This is a genomic window from Vibrio sp. NH-7 (assembly GCF_053643215.1).
This window is the reverse complement of the sequence record NZ_CM132188.1, coordinates 101,400-119,943: the sequence shown is the minus strand read 5'-3', so window position 1 is coordinate 119,943 and position 18,544 is coordinate 101,400. Positions and strand designations below refer to the sequence as shown.

At 47.6% G+C, this 18,544-nt stretch carries 10 protein-coding genes; 6 read left to right on the top strand and 4 right to left on the bottom strand.

Annotated features, from left to right (window positions below):
• Positions 1 to 120: 120 nt before the first annotated feature.
• Both malQ and ACUALS_RS14915 read right to left on the bottom strand, forming a co-directional pair.
• Positions 121 to 2,301: a 4-alpha-glucanotransferase gene (malQ, locus tag ACUALS_RS14920; RefSeq protein ID WP_005469296.1), complete on the bottom strand. Its 2,181-nt coding sequence runs from the start codon at positions 2,299 to 2,301 to the stop codon at positions 121 to 123.
• 98 nt (positions 2,302 to 2,399) lie between these two features.
• Entirely contained in the window at positions 2,400 to 4,853 is a 2,454-nt protein-coding gene (locus tag ACUALS_RS14915; protein ID WP_454449724.1) for a glycogen/starch/alpha-glucan phosphorylase, read from the bottom strand.
• A gap of 551 nt (positions 4,854 to 5,404) precedes the next feature.
• Here ACUALS_RS14915 and malT point away from each other — a divergent pair.
• Positions 5,405 to 8,113 (top strand): HTH-type transcriptional regulator MalT, encoded by a 2,709-nt coding sequence (gene malT, locus ACUALS_RS14910; protein WP_454449723.1) that lies wholly within the window; start codon positions 5,405 to 5,407, stop codon positions 8,111 to 8,113.
• Between the two features lie 62 nt (positions 8,114 to 8,175).
• Here the strand turns inward: malT and ACUALS_RS14905 are convergent, their stop codons facing one another.
• Positions 8,176 to 10,725 (bottom strand): hypothetical protein, encoded by a 2,550-nt coding sequence (locus tag ACUALS_RS14905; protein ID WP_454449722.1) that lies wholly within the window; start codon positions 10,723 to 10,725, stop codon positions 8,176 to 8,178.
• 370 nt (positions 10,726 to 11,095) lie between these two features.
• Here ACUALS_RS14905 and ACUALS_RS14900 point away from each other — a divergent pair, with 370 nt between their 5' ends.
• A complete protein-coding gene (locus ACUALS_RS14900; RefSeq protein WP_454449721.1) occupies positions 11,096 to 13,975 on the top strand; it encodes an alkaline phosphatase family protein in 2,880 nt (959 codons plus the stop codon).
• Positions 13,976 to 14,014: 39 nt separating this feature from the next.
• On the opposite strand, the gene ACUALS_RS14895 is transcribed toward ACUALS_RS14900, so the two are convergent.
• The gene (locus ACUALS_RS14895) at positions 14,015 to 14,371 is read right to left on the bottom strand and encodes a YibL family ribosome-associated protein (protein ID WP_038135393.1); all 357 of its coding nucleotides are present in this window, start codon (positions 14,369 to 14,371) and stop codon (positions 14,015 to 14,017) included.
• A gap of 211 nt (positions 14,372 to 14,582) precedes the next feature.
• Here ACUALS_RS14895 and ACUALS_RS14890 point away from each other — a divergent pair, with 211 nt between their 5' ends.
• The 4 genes from ACUALS_RS14890 (at position 14,583) to ACUALS_RS14875 (ending at position 18,543) form a co-directional block, all read left to right on the top strand.
• Positions 14,583 to 15,356 (top strand): DUF4344 domain-containing metallopeptidase, encoded by a 774-nt coding sequence (locus ACUALS_RS14890; RefSeq protein WP_454449720.1) that lies wholly within the window; start codon positions 14,583 to 14,585, stop codon positions 15,354 to 15,356.
• A 295-nt stretch (positions 15,357 to 15,651) separates the two neighbouring features.
• The gene (locus ACUALS_RS14885) at positions 15,652 to 16,536 is read left to right on the top strand and encodes a Fe(3+) dicitrate ABC transporter substrate-binding protein (protein ID WP_454449719.1); all 885 of its coding nucleotides are present in this window, start codon (positions 15,652 to 15,654) and stop codon (positions 16,534 to 16,536) included.
• The gene (locus ACUALS_RS14880) at positions 16,536 to 17,573 is read left to right on the top strand and encodes a FecCD family ABC transporter permease (RefSeq protein WP_454449718.1); all 1,038 of its coding nucleotides are present in this window, start codon (positions 16,536 to 16,538) and stop codon (positions 17,571 to 17,573) included. The genes ACUALS_RS14885 and ACUALS_RS14880 overlap by 1 nt, the downstream gene beginning before the upstream one ends.
• The gene (locus tag ACUALS_RS14875; RefSeq protein WP_454449717.1) at positions 17,566 to 18,543 is read left to right on the top strand and encodes a FecCD family ABC transporter permease; all 978 of its coding nucleotides are present in this window, start codon (positions 17,566 to 17,568) and stop codon (positions 18,541 to 18,543) included. The genes ACUALS_RS14880 and ACUALS_RS14875 overlap by 8 nt, the downstream gene beginning before the upstream one ends.
• Position 18,544: the final 1 nt, after the last annotated feature.

The following is an 18,544-nucleotide window of genomic DNA, read 5'->3' as shown; positions in this document are numbered from 1 at the left end:
TATAAAAAAGCCCGCCATATGATTGCGGGCTTAAAATAGCGTTCTGAAAGTGTACTGAATTACGCTTTTACATAGAGTGACTAAGTCGATATTTTTCTATGTAAAAGGTGAAAGCAGCGACTATTTGCTTACCTTAGCACGAACTTCTGTCAGCTTGTGAGCAATACGGTTCACGCCTTCCTGCGCAAACACTTCATCTAGGTTCATCGACAACTTACGACGCCAGTTTGGATACTCGTCGACCGTACCTGGAATGTTAACAGGTTGATCCATTTCCAACCAATCTTCTAACTGAACACTCAGCAAGGTTGAAGCGCCCGCAGCCACATGCAGCTGCAACGCTTCGGCTAAATATGAATCCATCGGAACGTACTGAGCGTCACGGCCCACGCCTTCTGGTAGGTAACCGTGCCATGCTACAGAATCTAGAATGCCTTGCTTACATTCTAAGCGGCCTTCAAACAAGCCTTTGAGCTGTTCTTCGTCTGGATACAAGCCAAGCTCTTGACCCATTTTAAGGTCATCGCAGTGCCAGAAGCCTCTCAATGTCGGCATATCGTGAGTACATAGCGCAGACATAGATTGCTCAGCGTAATGCGCCGGAGAGATAAAGCCACCGTCATCTTCCGACGTTTCGAAGAAGAACACCTTGTAGGAGTGAACGCCAGCATCACGAAGAATTTCAACAATTTCATCCGGCACGGTTCCTAAATCTTCACCAATCACACTACATTGGTGACGGTGCGATTCAAGCGCCAAGATTGCCAGCATGTCTTCAACTGGGTAGTAGATGTACGCGCCTTTGGTCGCGTTTTCACCTTTTGGAATCCACCATAGACGCAACAAACCAAGCACGTGGTCAATGCGAAGTGCACCACAGTGTTTCATGTTGGCACGCAGAAGCTGGATGTACGCATCGTAGCTTGTCGCTTTCAAGACTTGAGGATTAAGTGGTGGTAAGCCCCAGTTTTGACCCAATGGACCTAAGATATCTGGTGGCGCGCCGATGCTGGCATCAAGGATCAAGTTACCATTATCCGCCCACGTTTCCGCGCCAGAGTCCGCCACGCCAACCGCTAGGTCACGATACAGCCCCACAGACATGCCTTTCTCTTCAGCCAGTGCTTGCGCTTCTTTGATTTGAGAGTCTGCAACCCACTGCAAGTACATGTAAAGATGCACTTTATCTTGGTTCTGAGTAATAAACTTCTGCACTGCGGCATTATCAAATTGACGCAGTTCTTCAGGGAATACAGGCCAGCCCCAAACGTTGTTATCTTCAGCATGCAATGTCGCGTGCAGCGCATCAAATGCCGCTTGGTGGACTAGGCTGTCGCCACCTTGTTCAACAAAGGCCAAGAATGCTTGAGCGCGCTCGCTGTTTTTGTCGAGGTGACGTTTCTTAAACTCATTGAACAGCAGTGGCAGCACACTCATTTTCAGTTCTGACACTTCGGTGTAGTTGACCCAGTGAGAGTCACGCGCTTTTTGTAGGCGTTGCTGGAATTCCGCACTGCCTACCATTTGCTGCGCTTCAATGCTCAATGAAAACTCAGGCACTGAGCTCACGTCGATGTATAGGATGTTTAACCAACGACGAGAAGACGGGCTATATGGGCTCGCCCCTTCTGGGTTGGCAGGAAAGAGTGAGTGAATTGGGTTTAAGCCAACAAAATCACCACCGCGAGAGGCGATATCCGCAACCAGCTGTTTTAGGTCGCCAAAGTCACCCATCCCCCAGTTGTGCTGAGTGCGAAGTGTATAAAGTTGGACACTTGGGCCCCACATTTTTTTGCCGTTTTCGATGTCTGCTTGCTTGAAACACGCTTTTGGCGTCACGATCAGCGTCATCTCGTATGGCGACTTGCGACGCTTACGTGTCACGGTCAATTTGTGGTAACCCCAAGGCAAATCACTTGGTAGTGCAAACACTAAAGGGCCACCCTCTTTGCGCTCATCACGCACGATCTGAGACTGAAGATAGCCTTCAAGTACCTCTCCTTGCTCAGTCGCCAGCTGCCAGCTAAATTCGCTTTCTCGGGCACTTGCACCCAAGTTCAATGCCACCTCTACAGGCTCGCCATCACGAATTACTAATACTGGTTCAAGCACATCTTTCTTATGCTTTTTCTCTGCCGATTGTAGAAGAGTTTCATCATTGGTTACGTCGTAGCCTAAAGACGCAAGTAAGTGACGGATCGTTTCGTCCTCAACTTTTGCTTCATCTCCCCACGCGCTTACGTAGCTGTCGGCAATTCTTGCCATTTCAGCGACTTGTTTTAATGCGTTTTGTTCTTTCATCGCTCTCTCCGAAGGACTGCGTATACCTTCAAAATGTAGGGTATTTAATAGATTAAAAGAGTGAGCCAAGACCCGAAGGTCTTGGCTTTATAAGTAAATTAGCGTTTTACTGACTCTAATTTCCAAATGTTGTTCACATAGTCTCGAATTGAGCGGTCTGATGTGAACTTGCCAACCAAGGCGGTGTTGAGAATGGCTTTCTTCGCCCAACCTGCTTGGTCTTGGTATTGTTTGCCCATCTCTTCGTGCGCTTGAACGTACGATGCAAAGTCAGCCAAACATAGGTATGGGTCGCCACCATCAAGCAGGCTATCGAATGTTGCTCGTAGCAAGCCAGGTTGACCTGGAGTGAACTCATCACCCGTTAGCAAATCAAGCGACGCTTTCAGCAGTGGATCCGCGTGGTAGTAGTCGTAAGGGTTGTAACCTTGTGCTTTCAGCGCTTGTACACCCTCAACGTCTAGACCGAAGATGTAGATGTTTTCATCACCAACTTCTTCACGAATCTCTACGTTTGCACCATCCATCGTACCAATCGTTAGCGCACCGTTTAGCGCCATTTTCATGTTACCGGTACCTGATGCTTCTTTACCCGCTAGCGAGATTTGTTGAGAAACATCTGCCGCTGGGATGATGATCTCTGCCATGCTCACGCGGTAGTCAGGAATGAAGACCACTTTTAGCTTGTTGCCAATACGTGGGTCGTTATTGATCTTCTCAGCAACCTTGTTGACCGCAAAAATGATCTCTTTCGCTAGGTGGTAACCCGGCGCAGCTTTGGCAGCGAAGAAACACACGCGTGGCGTACATTCAAAGCTAGGATCATTGATGATGCGGTGGTAAAGCGACAAGATGTGTAGCAAGTCTAGGTGTTGACGCTTGTACTCGTGCAGACGCTTAATTTGAACGTCGAAGATCGCGTTAGTATCAAGCTCGATGCCCATGTTTTCTTGAACCCAATCCGCCAAGCGCTGTTTGTTTTGCTTCTTAACGGCCATAAATGCTTTTTGGAACTTCGCATCCGTCGCGTATTGAGCAATGCCTTCAAGTAGCTCTAGTTTTGCAGGCCATTCTGTGCCGATTTTCTCTGAGATGAGGTTAGACAAACCTGGGTTACAGAACTTCAACCAACGACGTGGTGTAATACCATTAGTTACGTTTGTCAGTTTACCTGGGAAGATCTCATTGAACTCAGGGAACAGGTCTTTTTTAACCAGTTGTGAGTGCAGCGCTGCAACGCCATTCACCTTGTACGAACCAATCACACATAGGTTTGCCATGCGAACCATACGGTTGAAACCTTCTTGGATGATAGAAAGCTTCGCTTGCTTCTCACCATCACCAGGCCACATTTTACGAACTTCTTGTAGGAAGCGGTGGTTGATTTCAAAGATGATTTCCATATGACGTGGAAGTAGACGTTGAATCAACGACTCTGGCCATGTCTCTAATGCTTCTGGTAATAGCGTGTGGTTGGTGTACGCAAAAGTATTCGCGCTGATTTCCCACGCTTTATCCCAAGACAGACCTTTCTCATCGACAAGGATGCGCATCAATTCAGGAATCGCAATCGTTGGGTGCGTATCGTTTAGCTGAATCGTTTCTTGCTTTGGAAGATCCGCGAGTGCAAAACCTGCCGCTTCATGACGACGTAGAATGTCGCGTACTGATGCTGCTGAGTGGAAGTACTGCTGCATTAGACGCAGAGTTTTGCCTTTCTCGTGGTTGTCGTTCGGGTACAGAACTTTGGTGATGTTGCCTGCATCGATAAGTGAGTGCTGCGCTTCAAAGTAATCACCGTTGTTAAAGCTCGCAAGTGAGAATGGAGCAATCGCCTGACATTCCCAAAGACGCAGTGGGTACACCGTGTCTGATTCGTAGCCCACGATTGGTAAGTCCCAAGGCATCGCTTTTACCGTCATGCCTGGTACCCATTTACGAACTTCTTTGCCATTCACATATTCAACGTCAACGTGACCGTAGAAGCCAATCTCTTGTGCCAATTCTGGACGAGCCACTTCCCAAGGGTAGCCTTCAACACCACGCCATGCGTCTGGCGCTTCTTTTTGACGGCCTTCTTCGAAAGATTGCTTAAACAAACCGTACTCGTAGTGCAGACCGTAGCCCACAGTTGGGAATTCTTGAGCCGCACATGAATCCATGAAACACGCCGCAAGACGACCTAAACCGCCATTACCTAGCGAAGGGTCACGCTCTTCTTCAAGTAGGTCCGTCAGGTTTTGGCCCAGCTCAGCCATCGCTTCAGTGATTTGCTCGTAAAGGCCCATGCTGATGAGGTTGTTACCCGTCAAGCGGCCAATGAGGAATTCAAGTGATAGGTAGTTAACGCTTTTTGCGTTTTGGATTTTAGGATCTTGTTCCGTTTTTAGCAGATCGAGTGTCGTTATCTCTGCTAACGCCTTACCCATTGCTAGGTACCATTCACGTGCCGTTGCTGTCTCTTCGGTCTTTGCATACGTTGCTGAAAGGTGCATTTTCACGTCATGTTGGAAAGTCGCTTTATCAAAGCTTGTCTGTTGCGTAGGTTTCATTAGAGAAATCTCACTTATTGGTTCTAATTCATCTGAGGCATATCGTGCATGGGCACGGCTAGCAAAACATCCTCCTCCAAAACGGCTTATTAGGAGGAGGGCTCAGGGCGTAGAGGGAGGACACCTCAAAGCAGAGTGATCTGACTCTCAGTTCACTATTCCTGAGCGCAGACCCTGGTGATTGAGATCACACCATCAACGAATTAACCCTACATCCTGTTTATGAAACTTGTTGGTTCAGAAAAACAACCAATTGATGGATATGTATACTTGATCACATTAAGTTTTCATCTGTTACTCAGTTTTCATCATTTTCGGTGCAACAAAGGATAGAAGTCGCACTCACAACTCGCAATAAAGGTGACAAGAGTCACAATTTAGGGGCGTAGATAACAACAAAGTGTGAATTACACAAAAATCTCGTGGTTGATCAATAACTGTGGGGTTCGTTCTCAAGTAACATCGCTGTCAACAAGGCCTATTGGCTATTTATTCACCACCCCTAGCAGAGTGAATAACAACAATTAGGGGTATTGAGCAGGGAAAAGAAGATGTGGATTCCTTCTAAGTTAACCCGACCGGGTCGATTACATAATGCTATCGTTCGTCCGCGAGTTTTAGATTTGTTGCAACAAGCCCCTTGCTACAAACTGGTCCTTTTCCGCTCTCCGGCGGGGTATGGCAAAACCACGATGGCGGCTCAATGGCTATCGGACAAAGTTAACGTCGGTTGGTACAGCATAGACGAAAGTGACAACGACTCTTTCCGTTTTATGAACTACCTATTACAAGCATTGAACAAAGCAACCAACAACGCTTGCCCTAACGCGCAAAAACTCGCCGAGAAACGCCAGTTCTCCTCTCTTCATTCTCTGTTTGGCGAAGTCTTCTCTGAAATGTCGGCGTTCCATCAAGAGTGCTACCTCGTGCTCGATGATTATCACCTGATCAGTGATGAAGAAATCCACGAAGCCATGCGTTTCTTCCTCAAGCACATGCCAGACAACCTAACGCTTGTCGTCACGAGTCGCGCCGCGCCTCCATTGGGCACCGCAAACTTACGCGTTCGTGACTTGATGATTGAAATTGGCAACGAGCTGTTGGCGTTTGATACCGAAGAGACCACAAGATTCTTTAATCAGCGTGTGGCTGATGGCATTGATGACATTACCGCAAACAACCTACGAGCGTACGTTGAGGGGTGGCCTTCCGCATTGCAACTTATCGCGTTGCAAGCGCAGCATCAGCATAAAACCTTAGCCCAGTCCGCCGAGTCATTTTCTGAATTTAACCATGCTCATCTATGGGATTACCTTGTCGAAGAGGTGTTTGATTTACTGGATGCAGAAACTCGCTTATTCCTACTCCAGTGTTCTATCCTTGATCACTTCAATGATGAGTTGGTGTCTGCCCTCACCCAGCGTGATGATGCGCTGAGCATGATTGAATCGTTAAACCGCTTTGGTCTGTTCATTCACCCGCTGGAAGGCGAACAAAACTGGTATCGCTTCCACAATCTGTTTGCGGAGTTCTTAACGCACGAACGCTCTGCGCGTATTCCCCAGCAGGAAACCGAGCTACACCAAACCGCAGCGAAAGCGTGGCTGAAGCTCTCTTCTCCTCATCAAGCGCTTTACCATGCGCAAAAAGCAAAAAATAGCCAGTTAATTGCCGACATCTTGCTGCAATATGGGTGGAAAATGTTCAATGGCGGCGAGCTGCAAAGTGTCGAAAAGGCCATTGAGACGCTCAGCCCTGAGCAACTCTACAGCGAACCGAAACTGTGCATGCTTCAGGCTTGGCTAGCGCAAAGCCAGCACAGATACAATGATGTTGGCGATTTGCTCTCTAAAGCCGATGCGCAAATGAAAGCCTTTAACGTGGTTTTAAGCACCAAAGAGCAAGGCGAGTTCAACGCACTACGTGCCCAAGTTGCAATTAACCAGAATGAGCCTGAAAAAGCCCTTGAGCTAGCGGAATTGTCACTGAGCCAACTCGACAGTACCGTCTATCGTAGTCGTATCGTTGCGACCTCTGTTGTGGGCGAAGTTAACCACGTATTAGGCCACTTAAGCCGTGCACTGCCAATGATGCAACAAACCGAAAAGCTGGCAAGACAATACCAAGTCTACCACCAAGCCTTATGGGCCATGCTGCAACAAAGCGAAATCTTGATCGCTCAAGGTTACGTTCAAGCCGCGTACGAAGTGCAAGACAATGCCTTCAAACTGATAGAAGAGCAGCAGTTACAACAAGTTCCCCTGCATGAGTTTCTGCTTCGTGTTCGAGCGCAAATCCTTTGGTGCTGGAACCGCTTAGATGAAGCGGAAGAGTGCGCATACAAAGGGCTTGATATCCTAGGGAATCACAGTCCAAGTAAGCACTTACATAGCTACTCAATGTTGGCGCGTATTGCCATTGGCCGAGGGGAGCTCGACAAAGCGGGTAAGTTCATCGACCAAATTGTGCATCTGCAGAAACAGTCAACCTACCACGTTGATTGGACAGCGAACGCCTCACTGTCATTGATTTTATTCTGGCAAGCGCGCGGCGATCTGGAGGCCATTCGTCAATGGCTGGACACCACCGTTAAGCCAGAGCAAGCGTGTAACCACTTTACTCAACTTCAATGGCGTAACATTGCCCGCGCGCAGATTGCACTGGAAGAGTTCGAGCAAGCGGAGCAAACCTTAGCTTTCTTGCAAGAACAAGCAAACAATAACGAATTGCTTACCGACACCAACCGCAACTTGATTGTGGAAGCGGTTTTGGCTATTTCTCTCAAGGACGAAGAGAAAGCCCGAGATCGACTTAAGCAGGCGTTGGCGCTGACCAATCAGACGGGTATGTTGGGCAACTTCTTGGTTGATGGCGCGAAGATTGGCCATATTCTGGAGAAACTCAATAACAAGAATGAACTAGGGGATTTGGAACGTCACAGAGCTCAGCAACTGCTGAAGGACATTTCCACTACTCAGCGTAGCCGCTCGGTACATTTCGATGAAGAGTTCGTCGAGAAGTTGGTTAATCACCCAAACATCCCTGAACTTGTTCGTACTAGCCCACTAACCCAACGCGAATGGCAAGTGCTGGGTCTGATTTACTCAGGGTTTAGCAATGAACAAATCGCCCAAGAGTTGGATGTCGCAGGGACAACCATTAAAACTCACATTCGTAACTTGTACCAAAAACTTAATATCGCCAACCGCAAAGAAGCCATCAAAACCGCTGAAAACTTGCTTCAATTGATGGGCTACTAGCTCAAATAGAAACAAAAAGCGCAGCGATACCGCTGCGCTTTTCTCACCCGTAAAAGAAGAAGTTAATCATCGATCTCTGGCAAACTCGCCACTTCAATGTCTAACTGTGCACCCCATGATGGGTCATCACGCTCTTGCTTCACAACACCACGATTGTTTAGCCAAACAACGTTCTTGTCTGTTACAGGGTTAGCAGCGCCAGCTCCCCAATGGGTGTAACTGACCATATGACAAACATCAAACTCACCCGCCGCCACTTCAATCGAACGTTTGCCTAAGAACTGCTGAGTATAGGTAAAGTATTCCGATTGAAGCTGCTCAACCAAGGTACCTTCCGCTGCCTCAGTCACTTGAGTTAAGCTCGCGACTGCTGCGTCTTCATGCTCAACCGTTTTGCCCAACAGCAGTTCAGACTTCGCTACAGGGGTTGGTAGAACCACTTTGACATTACCCCAGCTGTTGCCACTTTCATCACGACCAATTTGACCGTAGTAATGATCTTGGTCTTCATACTGCGCTTCCACAAACACCACGCTATTGGCTTCATCATAGCCTTTCACTCGTGTTTGAGTTAGCGCTCCAGACGCATACTGCGCAGGTAAATCAGTGACATTGGAATCTGCAAGCCAAGAGAAGTTATCTCCCATATGCTCTAAGTGATACGTCCAATGCTGAGTATGACCCACCCAAGACATATTACGCGTTACATTTTGAACCCAAGTATCGCCTACTTGTTTTTCATAGTCGGCATCAGGCAATGAGTCTAGACAAGCTTGAAGAGTGAAAGGTTGGTAACTCGAGACAATAAATTCAGCAGCGGTTGAACCGAATAGATACTCATCCCCTTCTGCCTCATCACCATCGACATACCAAGTCACGCGCACGAAATCGTTATAAACAGCGAGGTAAAGCTTGTTATCCTCTCTGTTGAAATCACTCCAAGTTAGGTCATCTTCGAACGCTTCAGGGAGCGTGATTTCACGCAAGGTCTGGCCTTTATGTTCGATATCTTGCCAACTTCCTTGCGCCGCAAACTTGGTCAAAGCTTCCTCACCTTGATAGGCGTAATAAACAACGTCACCCACCGTTGTTAGCTGCGCGTATAAAATACCGTGGTTCGTCCCAGCCAATGGGATCAAGTCGGCGGTATCATGTGTTCCACTGCGGTCAGAGTCATTCACCGCAATCGTTGATGCAAGCGTCTTCAACCATACGCCGCCAGCACTAATACCGTTACACATGTTTCCTAGCGCTTGGTAACGATCCGGATCGGACTTCTCACACCAATCTCCTTTGTTGAAACCGTAGTACCCATCTTCAACCATGCTTGATTCAACTTTATAGGCCACACTATTGACTGGGAAAACGAGATCGCTATCAATGTGGTCAAGCCAATATTCAGAGTCATCCGCACCTTCTAGGATTTCACGCACATTCAAGTTGCTGATATTGACACGATCCGCGGAGATTTCCTGATCCAGTTCAGACAGCGCTGTTTTAACAAGTACGCTGCCGTCTTCACGACTCACCACTTCAACAACCGTATCATCCGCTGCAACCCAACCTTCTGCGCTTAGGAGCATTTGACCATCATCAGAGCCCGGCTCTTGGTGATGTTGCTCGAAGTCACCGGTTTGGTAGTCGTAGAAGAATTTAAGCTCTTCCACTTCAGATTCTTTGTTCACGCGGATGGCGCCAAACTCCAACTCAGGTGGAGCGTAGTCCTCTGCGTAGCTGTCAAACCAAACTAAACCGTCCGATTTTAGAACCTTAAGCAGGTCAACATCTTCACTGTTTTTAACCGCATCAAGCTCATCAAGTTTGTCTTTCAAGTTTTCTTGAGCCAGTTCTAACGGGAGTTCCTCAAGAATCTTGTCAATGTCGATGTCATCTTCTGCATTCCCGATATGAGACAACACGTCATCGACCACCTGCATCACTTGCTCGATGATCAGCTCCTTAAGTTCGTCGTCTTCAATGCCGGCCTTTGAAGCATCCAAAGAGTCGGTCGCGTTGGCCATCACCGATGCTGCAACTTGTGCAACCTTGTGAAGAGACATATACGCTTCGCGTTCCTCTTGAGTCATGGTGCTCGAAGCCTTTGCCGCAACATAGTCTTGTTCGAGATCGACTTTACCACCTAAGCTACCAAGTTGTCCTTTCACGACCGCTTTTGCATCTTCTAAGCTCTTGCCCTTTTCCACTTCATTTTGAACCAGTGTCGTCAACGGGCTAACAAATTCTGAGCCCGGAGGCGCGGTAAGTGTGTAGGCTTTAGTGAGGGGCGTGCCGGGGTTGTCTTGGTCGATGGTTTGACCTGGCACCACTTCAATCACAACCACGCCGCTTTGGCGCTGCTGAGCGGTCAGATTTGTTAGAGTGAACTCGCCATTTTCATCGGTCACCGCTGATGGCTCATCCGCATCACATGCCTTGTTCGCATTCAGATCCAGACACGCTATCGCGCCCTCTAGATAACCATCTGCCGCCCTTGCGGTAAAGGAAGATGTTGCCGGTGCGGTCGGGTCCGGATCCGAGCTTCCACCTCCGCCGCCACAAGCAGTTAAGCCGATTGCCACAGCCATCGCTAATACGGTACGTTGTGTGTTCATATCATTTCTCCGTTGAGTGAACTAATTCTTATAGCGCAGAGATATATAACCAATACTCAATAGAATCATTCAGTTACATTACAAGCGCGAATATGTCGCAAACATAGCAACTCAACGCGTAGGGAAATAATGTCATCATCGATTTTCATGATGACCATAGCGAGAACCAACAAAGAACAGATGTGAATTGCGGCGCACATCTAAACTTTGATGTCCATTGACAATAATTTTCACAACGTTCACTGAAAATAACGACCAACTCCCGCTAATTGGCATTTCACTGCATATCACCAAATTCGCTCCTCATGTTGCACTCTCTCTCAAAGCTGCCAAAATGCACATTAGTCACGGTGTAATAGGATTAAATTCAATGGGTTGGTTTCGCTCTAATAGGCTCAATCTCGCTGTTTGTGCAGCACTGGTTCTCCCAGCAACAGGTCATGCCGAAGTGGGTCAAACCCCTCTAATCGGTGGATTGTTTAACTCATCTGAGGTACTGAAAAACCAGATCGCTGACTCACTCTCTTATTCGACGCGCTTTGCCCGAGACATGACTCTGTTCACTGTGGGCGGATTAACTCTCGAAGCCTACCTGCTCACTCTGCCACTTGACGCCAAAACCAAAGCCAAAGTGATGGCGCAGCTTGCCAACCCAAACTACGCCATTCCTTTGGGTTATTTTCTCTATCAGTTTTATGACCGTTATACCGGCATCGGCAACGAAGATACGTTTAAGCAATATTTGAAAACCGTCTACGACGATGAGGTACTGACCGGATTTGAGCACTCACTGTTTACGCTTAGTGAGCAAAGCGCCCAGCCAGAAAAAGAGCACCACAAAGATCAAGCACACCGAGAAGGCTTAAAAGTCGATCGCCACTTTATGGCGTCAATGGTGACGGTCTATGATGCGTTGGTTCAGGTTGGTGAATGGCAAGACCTCGACCGCCTACCAGACACCTATACCTATTTATCCAACCGCCCAGAAGACTTAGCGCTGGTAGCCAAAATTCAACCCATTGTCGTCGGTATCTTGAATCAAGTTGGTCAGGGTATGGATGAGGGCGACATGAAGAATGCCATTTTGGCTATTGCTCAAGATGGTTTGCCACAGTATGTCGACAAAACCAACAACAAAGCTCAAGCGATTACCATTAGTTTGATCGATTTTGTGCGACTCAACGTGCTTAAAGCGTATCGACAGTTTGTGTTTCAAGATGAAAGACAGCATAAGCTGAACGACTGGCTGCAAACCAACTTTGATGACCACCCAGAGTCGGTGATTGCTTTCTTAGAATCGCAGCAGAATCGACGCTTTGCCGTTCAGATTACCGTCGACGGGTTACAGCAAGGTTTGATGGAAGGCTTAGTCGACCCTGAAAAGCCCTTCATTAAGCACGCGTATCAACAGCATCTTACACTCACCGCCGAGCAGCCTGCTTTTGCTCGAGCCACGCCAGATCATGTCCAAAGTGTTCGATTCTTAGAGATTTTATCGGAGCAAACCTACAAAGACCCGCACTACCTGCCGTTCTTCAAACGCCTTTACCGAGACCATTCGGATTCCATCGCTCAGGTGGGCATCTCTTCAACGCCGACCATCAGTGTGCGCAACTTGCCCATCATTAAAACGGGCGCAAAGGTCTCTGGAAAAGAAGGGACTGGTATTCCCAATTTCCATTTTGTCGATCGAGAGCAAGACCGCGCCTACTACTTTTTTGGTAACGATGCACTGCAACTCGATAGGCTAATGCAAGTCAACAAGGTTCAAACCATGTTTGATCGTCTTGTCCACCTTAAAACTCTCAACTGTAACGCGCAGTACGATTGGAACGCGCACACTAGCTATGATGGATTAGTCAACCTGGGAGCAGGCGAAGCGTTGAGGGACTTTGGCGAAAAACGCTGCCTAAGAGAGCTGGACGAACGCTCTGTGGTTGAGATTGAGTTAACCAAAAAACGTCAATCTCTGATCGATAACATCCAAGGCTATCAAGACATCCCAGTGTGGGACTTCTATACCCGCTTAACGCGCAAATGGAAAATTGAACAGGATTTGGAAGACTACACCAAACTTGATGGCAAAGGGATGCCCGACTTCACCTTAATCTATAACCCTTGGCCGGATCATTTTGCCCATTTTGTAGGCCCGTTTAGTGATGAAATCATCATGCCAAGTGGTGAGCTAAATAGACTCGATTACTGGATTACCTCCGTTGAGCAAGCCTATAAGCGCGCTGGGGTGTATCACAACACCCTATTCGGCATGGCAGGCGATCATGGTTTAGCGCCGGTCTATCATGCGCTTAACCCTGAAAAAGCCATTTTCCCACCGCTAGAGAAACAGCTCGGCTACCCGCTGATCATCCGCAAAATTTCATCGGACGAAGGGGAAGGTCCTAAGATCACCAATGCGCTTAGCTACCCAAGTAACAAGAACATCGATGTGGTTGTCGCCTCGACAGCTGGCGGTAATTTCATGATGGATATGTTTAACTCGCAGCAAGGTTGGCATGTACAACCCGTCTACCATGAGTTGACACAGTGGGCGCCCGTCAATGCGCCACAAGGTGAAACCGTTGATATTATTCAACGCTCACTGGATTACTTGGGCGCAAGTTTAGACTACCTCGTGGTACGAGAATCTCAGTGCAGCGAACAGTCTTGCCACATTCGTTTGGTATCAACTCGAGAAGGTCAACGCGTTGATGAGGAAATCATCCGCAAAGGAGACAGGTTTTTCTATCGTGGGCTCAACGACAAACCTCGATTATTGCAAACCCAAATATTGAACCCATACCTACCGGCGCCGACAGATGCCGCCTTGTCACGATTTGGTCAGTTGGTCGACAAATGCCTCTACCAAGCCGAGGTGAGTAATCCTAACTCTTGGTGTAACGCGGAAGAATGGAAGTCACTGACTCGCTTCACGCCGCGCCCAGACTCTGTCGTCGAACTGGCTCAGTTATATGCAGAAGATAGAGCGGGCACCATTAACTTGTTCCCAGCAGAAGGCGTCGGCTACAACACTAAGGTGCCTGGGCGACACGCAGGTGAAAGCTATCTAGAGAAAGACGCATTTATCGGCTTTTGGGGCAAGCCCATTGGCAAAAACGTTACGCCATTGGAAAGTGAGGCGAATGGTTCGCTGGCGCCAACACTGTATCAGTACCTAACGGGAGAAGAGGTGGTCGTAAACGAGAACGGCTGGGGCTATCCTTCCTTACTGAATAAACTGGACATCCAATAAGCAAAAAGCGCCGTGAAGGCGCTTTTTTAATGAATCTGATTAAAATGGTTTAGGCGCGTAACCTGTCATCACTTTCAGGTGAAGCTCTTTGCCTAATTTTGTCATTGGGTGAACCACAACCAACCCTTTTACTGACTTTTTGAGTTTACCCATATCTGCCTGCTCTGCTTTAGTGATTTCGCGCGAAAATGGCATGTCCAACAAGCTCTTACGCTCCTTGTTCATATCATATTGCTGCTTGTGTTTAACCGAGCTCGCTTTCTTGGTCAGCTTTTCAATCTCATCAGTAAACTTAGAAATCATTTCCTGATCACCACGACCTTTTGCTGCATCCAGCTTACGTTGACACGCGTCTAGACGGTTATGAAGGTTTTGCAGTTCTTTCTTTAGGCTCATGGTATATATCTCACTGTGACAGAAAAGGGCGGCGAGTGTAGCACAAGCTGCCCCACCACCCTAACAATTATCTAAGCGACTTGTCTTAATCGCCCGAGGACCATTCATTTCACTAGCCGTATCAATGTTGAGTATCGGAGTAAGCGAAAAGCCCATTTTTATGTCAGTATAAAGTAAAGCTATCGATTGATTAGAATAATAAGGATTTTTTATGTTTTCTCGTTCTCTGCTGCTTGTTGGCGCATTGCTTAGCGCACAGGCGGTCGTAGCCAGCGACAACATCACCATTCGTTATCTTGAGCCACTTGATGCAAAAGAAGCACAGGCACTCAAAGAGATTCAGCAAAGCGGCGTCAACGACACAATGGTCGCCTTATCCGAACGCTTGATGCCGTTCAACAAGCCGCTTGTTATTGAGTATGGCAGTGATGATGGTCCACTCTATGATCCGCAAAAGCATGTCGTTCAAATGCCTTACACCTTCTATCAAGAAGCATGGAGCTACTTCAAAAAGAACAAATACGATGAAAAGTATGGTAAATCTGCCGAACTTGGTGCAATCGACACCATACTCTATACCCTCATTCACGAAGCTGGGCACGCCTACATCGCGGATCAAAACATTCCCATTCTCGGAAAAGAAGAAGATGCAGTAGACAACTTGGCCGCTCTGCTGATGATTGATTATGTCGACAACGGGGATGATGCCGCAATCAGTGCCGCCGACATGTTTGCTTTTGAATCGGGAGACAAACCCGACTATTACGAATTTGGCGAATACATTGATGAGCACAGTTTTGACTTGCAGCGTTACTTCTCTACTTTGTGTCTGGTGTATGGCAGCGATCCAGAAAAGCACAAACAACTTTTAGATGAAGTCGAAAAAGATTACCTAACGGAGCGCAAAGACTTTTGCATCTATCAATATCAAACTATTAGCCAGAACTGGCACCACTACTTAAAGCAGGCTGATTCAAAAGAATAGATTAAAATCGTCGTAGAAAGTCTCATGCATTTCCAGACGATGTGCATGCCTTTCTTCGACGGCTACTTTTAAACTTTGGCTCTCATCCAACGACTCCAAACCATTGTTAAAGGAGGGTAGATTTAGCTCTTACCCATTTTCGCTTCCTACGTTCGCCATTCCATTTCAGACAGTTTCATATTACCGTGATTGCTATCACTTAAATTTAAATGCCACTGATATTTATTATCATTTGTATTTTTATGAGTTTGTTTTCTTGTGATAATCCACACGTATACAAAATGGATGGAATACTATGTTTAATAAATCAATCGCATTGCTAGCCACTTTATGTTTAGCATTTAGCGCTAATGCCAAAATAACGGTTCAAGATGAACTTGGTGAAATGGTTCTAGAATCGGTACCCAAAAGAGTTGTTGCCCTAGAGTTTTCTTTTGTTGATGCCCTAGCTAACTTAGACGTTAAACCAATTGGCGTCGCCGATGATGGTGATAAAACACGAGTAATAGAGCCGATTCGAACCCGAATTGGTGACGATTGGACATCACTTGGCAAACGTTCTCAGCCGAGCTTAGAAGTGATTGCATCACTAAAACCGGATCTCATCATTGCTGACCGCGAACGTCACGAAGCTATTTACGAAGACCTCAAACGAATTGCACCGACTCTAATCCTCAAAAGCCGCGGGGAGACTTACGAGGATAACCTCAAGGCTGTCGTGAAAGTCGCAGCCGCATTTGATCGTGAAGATGAGATGAAACGGCTGGTTGCCGAGCACAGCGCTCGCATGGATGAATACGCCACAAAAATCAACTCTGATGCCTCAGTCCTTTTTGCCGTATCAAGTTCACGCGGTGTCACAATGCATACGCCCAAAGCCTACGCAGGTGGTGTCATTAATCGATTGGGCCTAAATTCCCCAGTGCCGGAAGAAACGGAAAAGGCTTATGTGCGCATCACCATGGAGCGCCTATTAAAAGCTAACCCTGACTACTTTTTGGTCGGTGAGTATGGCGATGAAACAGCGATTGATGAGTTTAAGAAAAACGGTCTTTGGAAGGTGATGACAGCGGTCAAAAATGACAAATATGTTGAAACCGATCCACGTTTATGGTCTCTCAACCGTGGGATGATCGCGGCTGAAATCATGGCAGAGCAAGTAGTAAATCTGGTTCAGTGATGTCTCAATTAGCCCTCTCCGCGCCAGCGTCCCGCTGGCGTTTTTCTGTTTTCATCCCTGTCGTTTTAGGGCTACTCGTGCTCGGCTTTGGCTGGTCTTTGTTTGTTGGCTCCGATTTCGAAATGGGGTGGATTGACGTTTGGCATTGGTTAATCGGTGCAACGGGTAACGAAATCCATCAGCACATCATCAAAGAAGTGCGCCTGCCGAGAGTGCTGTGCGCTGTTGGTGTGGGAGCCAGTCTGGCTGTCGCGGGTTTATTGATGCAGGCATTGACAAGAAACCCTATCGCTTCCCCCTCAGTTTTTGGTGTGAGTGCTGGCGCTTCCTTTGCGTTTGCTTTCGCCTCTACTGGACTTATCGGCTGGTTTTCCGCTCTACCGATATTAGTCGTCACCTTTATCGGCGCAACGATCGCGGGGCTTGCGGTCTTTTTCCTTGCAGGGTTGCACCAACATCAAGTCAATCCCGTGCGCGTTGTGCTCGCGGGCGTTGCTCTGAACTTCCTTTTCTTATCTCTTACTCGTGCCGCCGTTATTCTTGCCGACGAAAGCGCTTATGGGGTTATGCATTGGATAACAGGTACGATAGCGAATGTAGATTGGAGCCACGTACAGGTGCTCTATTGGAGTTTGCTTGTCGGTCTTGCCGCTGCCCTGTACCTAAGCTACCAACTTAACCTGCTTGCCTTGGGTGAATCCATGATGAAAAACTTGGGTGGGAAGCTTGCTCTTGTACGCATCGGTACGAGTTTAACGCTCATTTTGCTAATCGCAGCGTCTGTATCTGTAGCGGGGCCCATCGCTTTCATTGGTCTAGTCATTCCCCACCTTTCGCGCAGCTTAGTCGGGCATGATCTTCGCCTACTCGTGCCGGTCTGCGCTCTACTTGGTGCCAATTTATTGGTCTACGCAGACGCAATTACTCAACTTCTCGCCCGAGGTTCAGAGAGTCCAGTCGGCATTCTCACTAACTTTATTGGCGCGAGTTTCTTCCTCCTACTGGCCAAAAAACAGGTTAAAAAGCAATATGCCTAACGCGATCAAAGTAACCTTGTCCCTTTTTGTTGTCTGGCTGCTATTTGCAATCTGGCATGTTGGAGCGGGCGCAGTACAAATATCAGCGACAGAGGTGGTCAATACACTGCTTGGCGATTCTAGTGATAATGAGTTCATTGTCATGGGTTACCGTCTGCCCCGAATGTTAGTCGCAACACTCGTGGGGGCTTCGTTAGCTTTATCCGGATTGCTGGTACAAGGTATTGTCAGAAACCCTCTCGCATCGCCCGATATTCTTGGCGTTACGACTGGAGCGAGTTTAGCGGTCGTAGCAGTGAATGCCATGTTTCCCGATGTATCCGCGACTCTGTTTCCCTTCATTGCTATGGTGGGCGGTGGTATCGCAACGTTAGTACTATTTTCCCTCGCCAGGCACGTTCTCAACCATGCAGCCGCTCTCGCACTGATCGGGGTCGCTCTAGCGGCACTATTTAGCGCAGGCGTCGATTTTCTTTTGCTTGCTTTCCCCTTGGAAATCAACGTTTCAATGATTTGGTTAACGGGGTCCGTTTGGGGGCGTAACTGGACGCACATTCCCTACCTTATCGGCTTTTTATCAGCATTGCTGCCTATCGCGGTTGTTCTTGCCTACAAGTTGGATTTGTTCGCATTAGGCGATGAAACAGCACAGGGGTTAGGTGCGAACATCGACAAAGTGAGGCTACTGACCTTGTGCGTTGCAATCACTCTGGCTTGTGTTGCGGTATCCGTTTGCGGCAACATCGGCTTTATTGGCCTAATTGCACCTCATGCGGCACGTTTTCTTCTGGGGAACCGGCATATAGCATTGATACCTGTATGCATGTTGATAGGAGGCAGCTTACTGTTAAGTGCCGATTTGTTTGCCCGAATTCTAATGCCCCCAACCGAGCTCCCTGCTGGTGTCATGACTGCCATGATCGGTGGTCCATACTTCATTTTCTTATTAAGCCGCTACAAACATTGGTAAT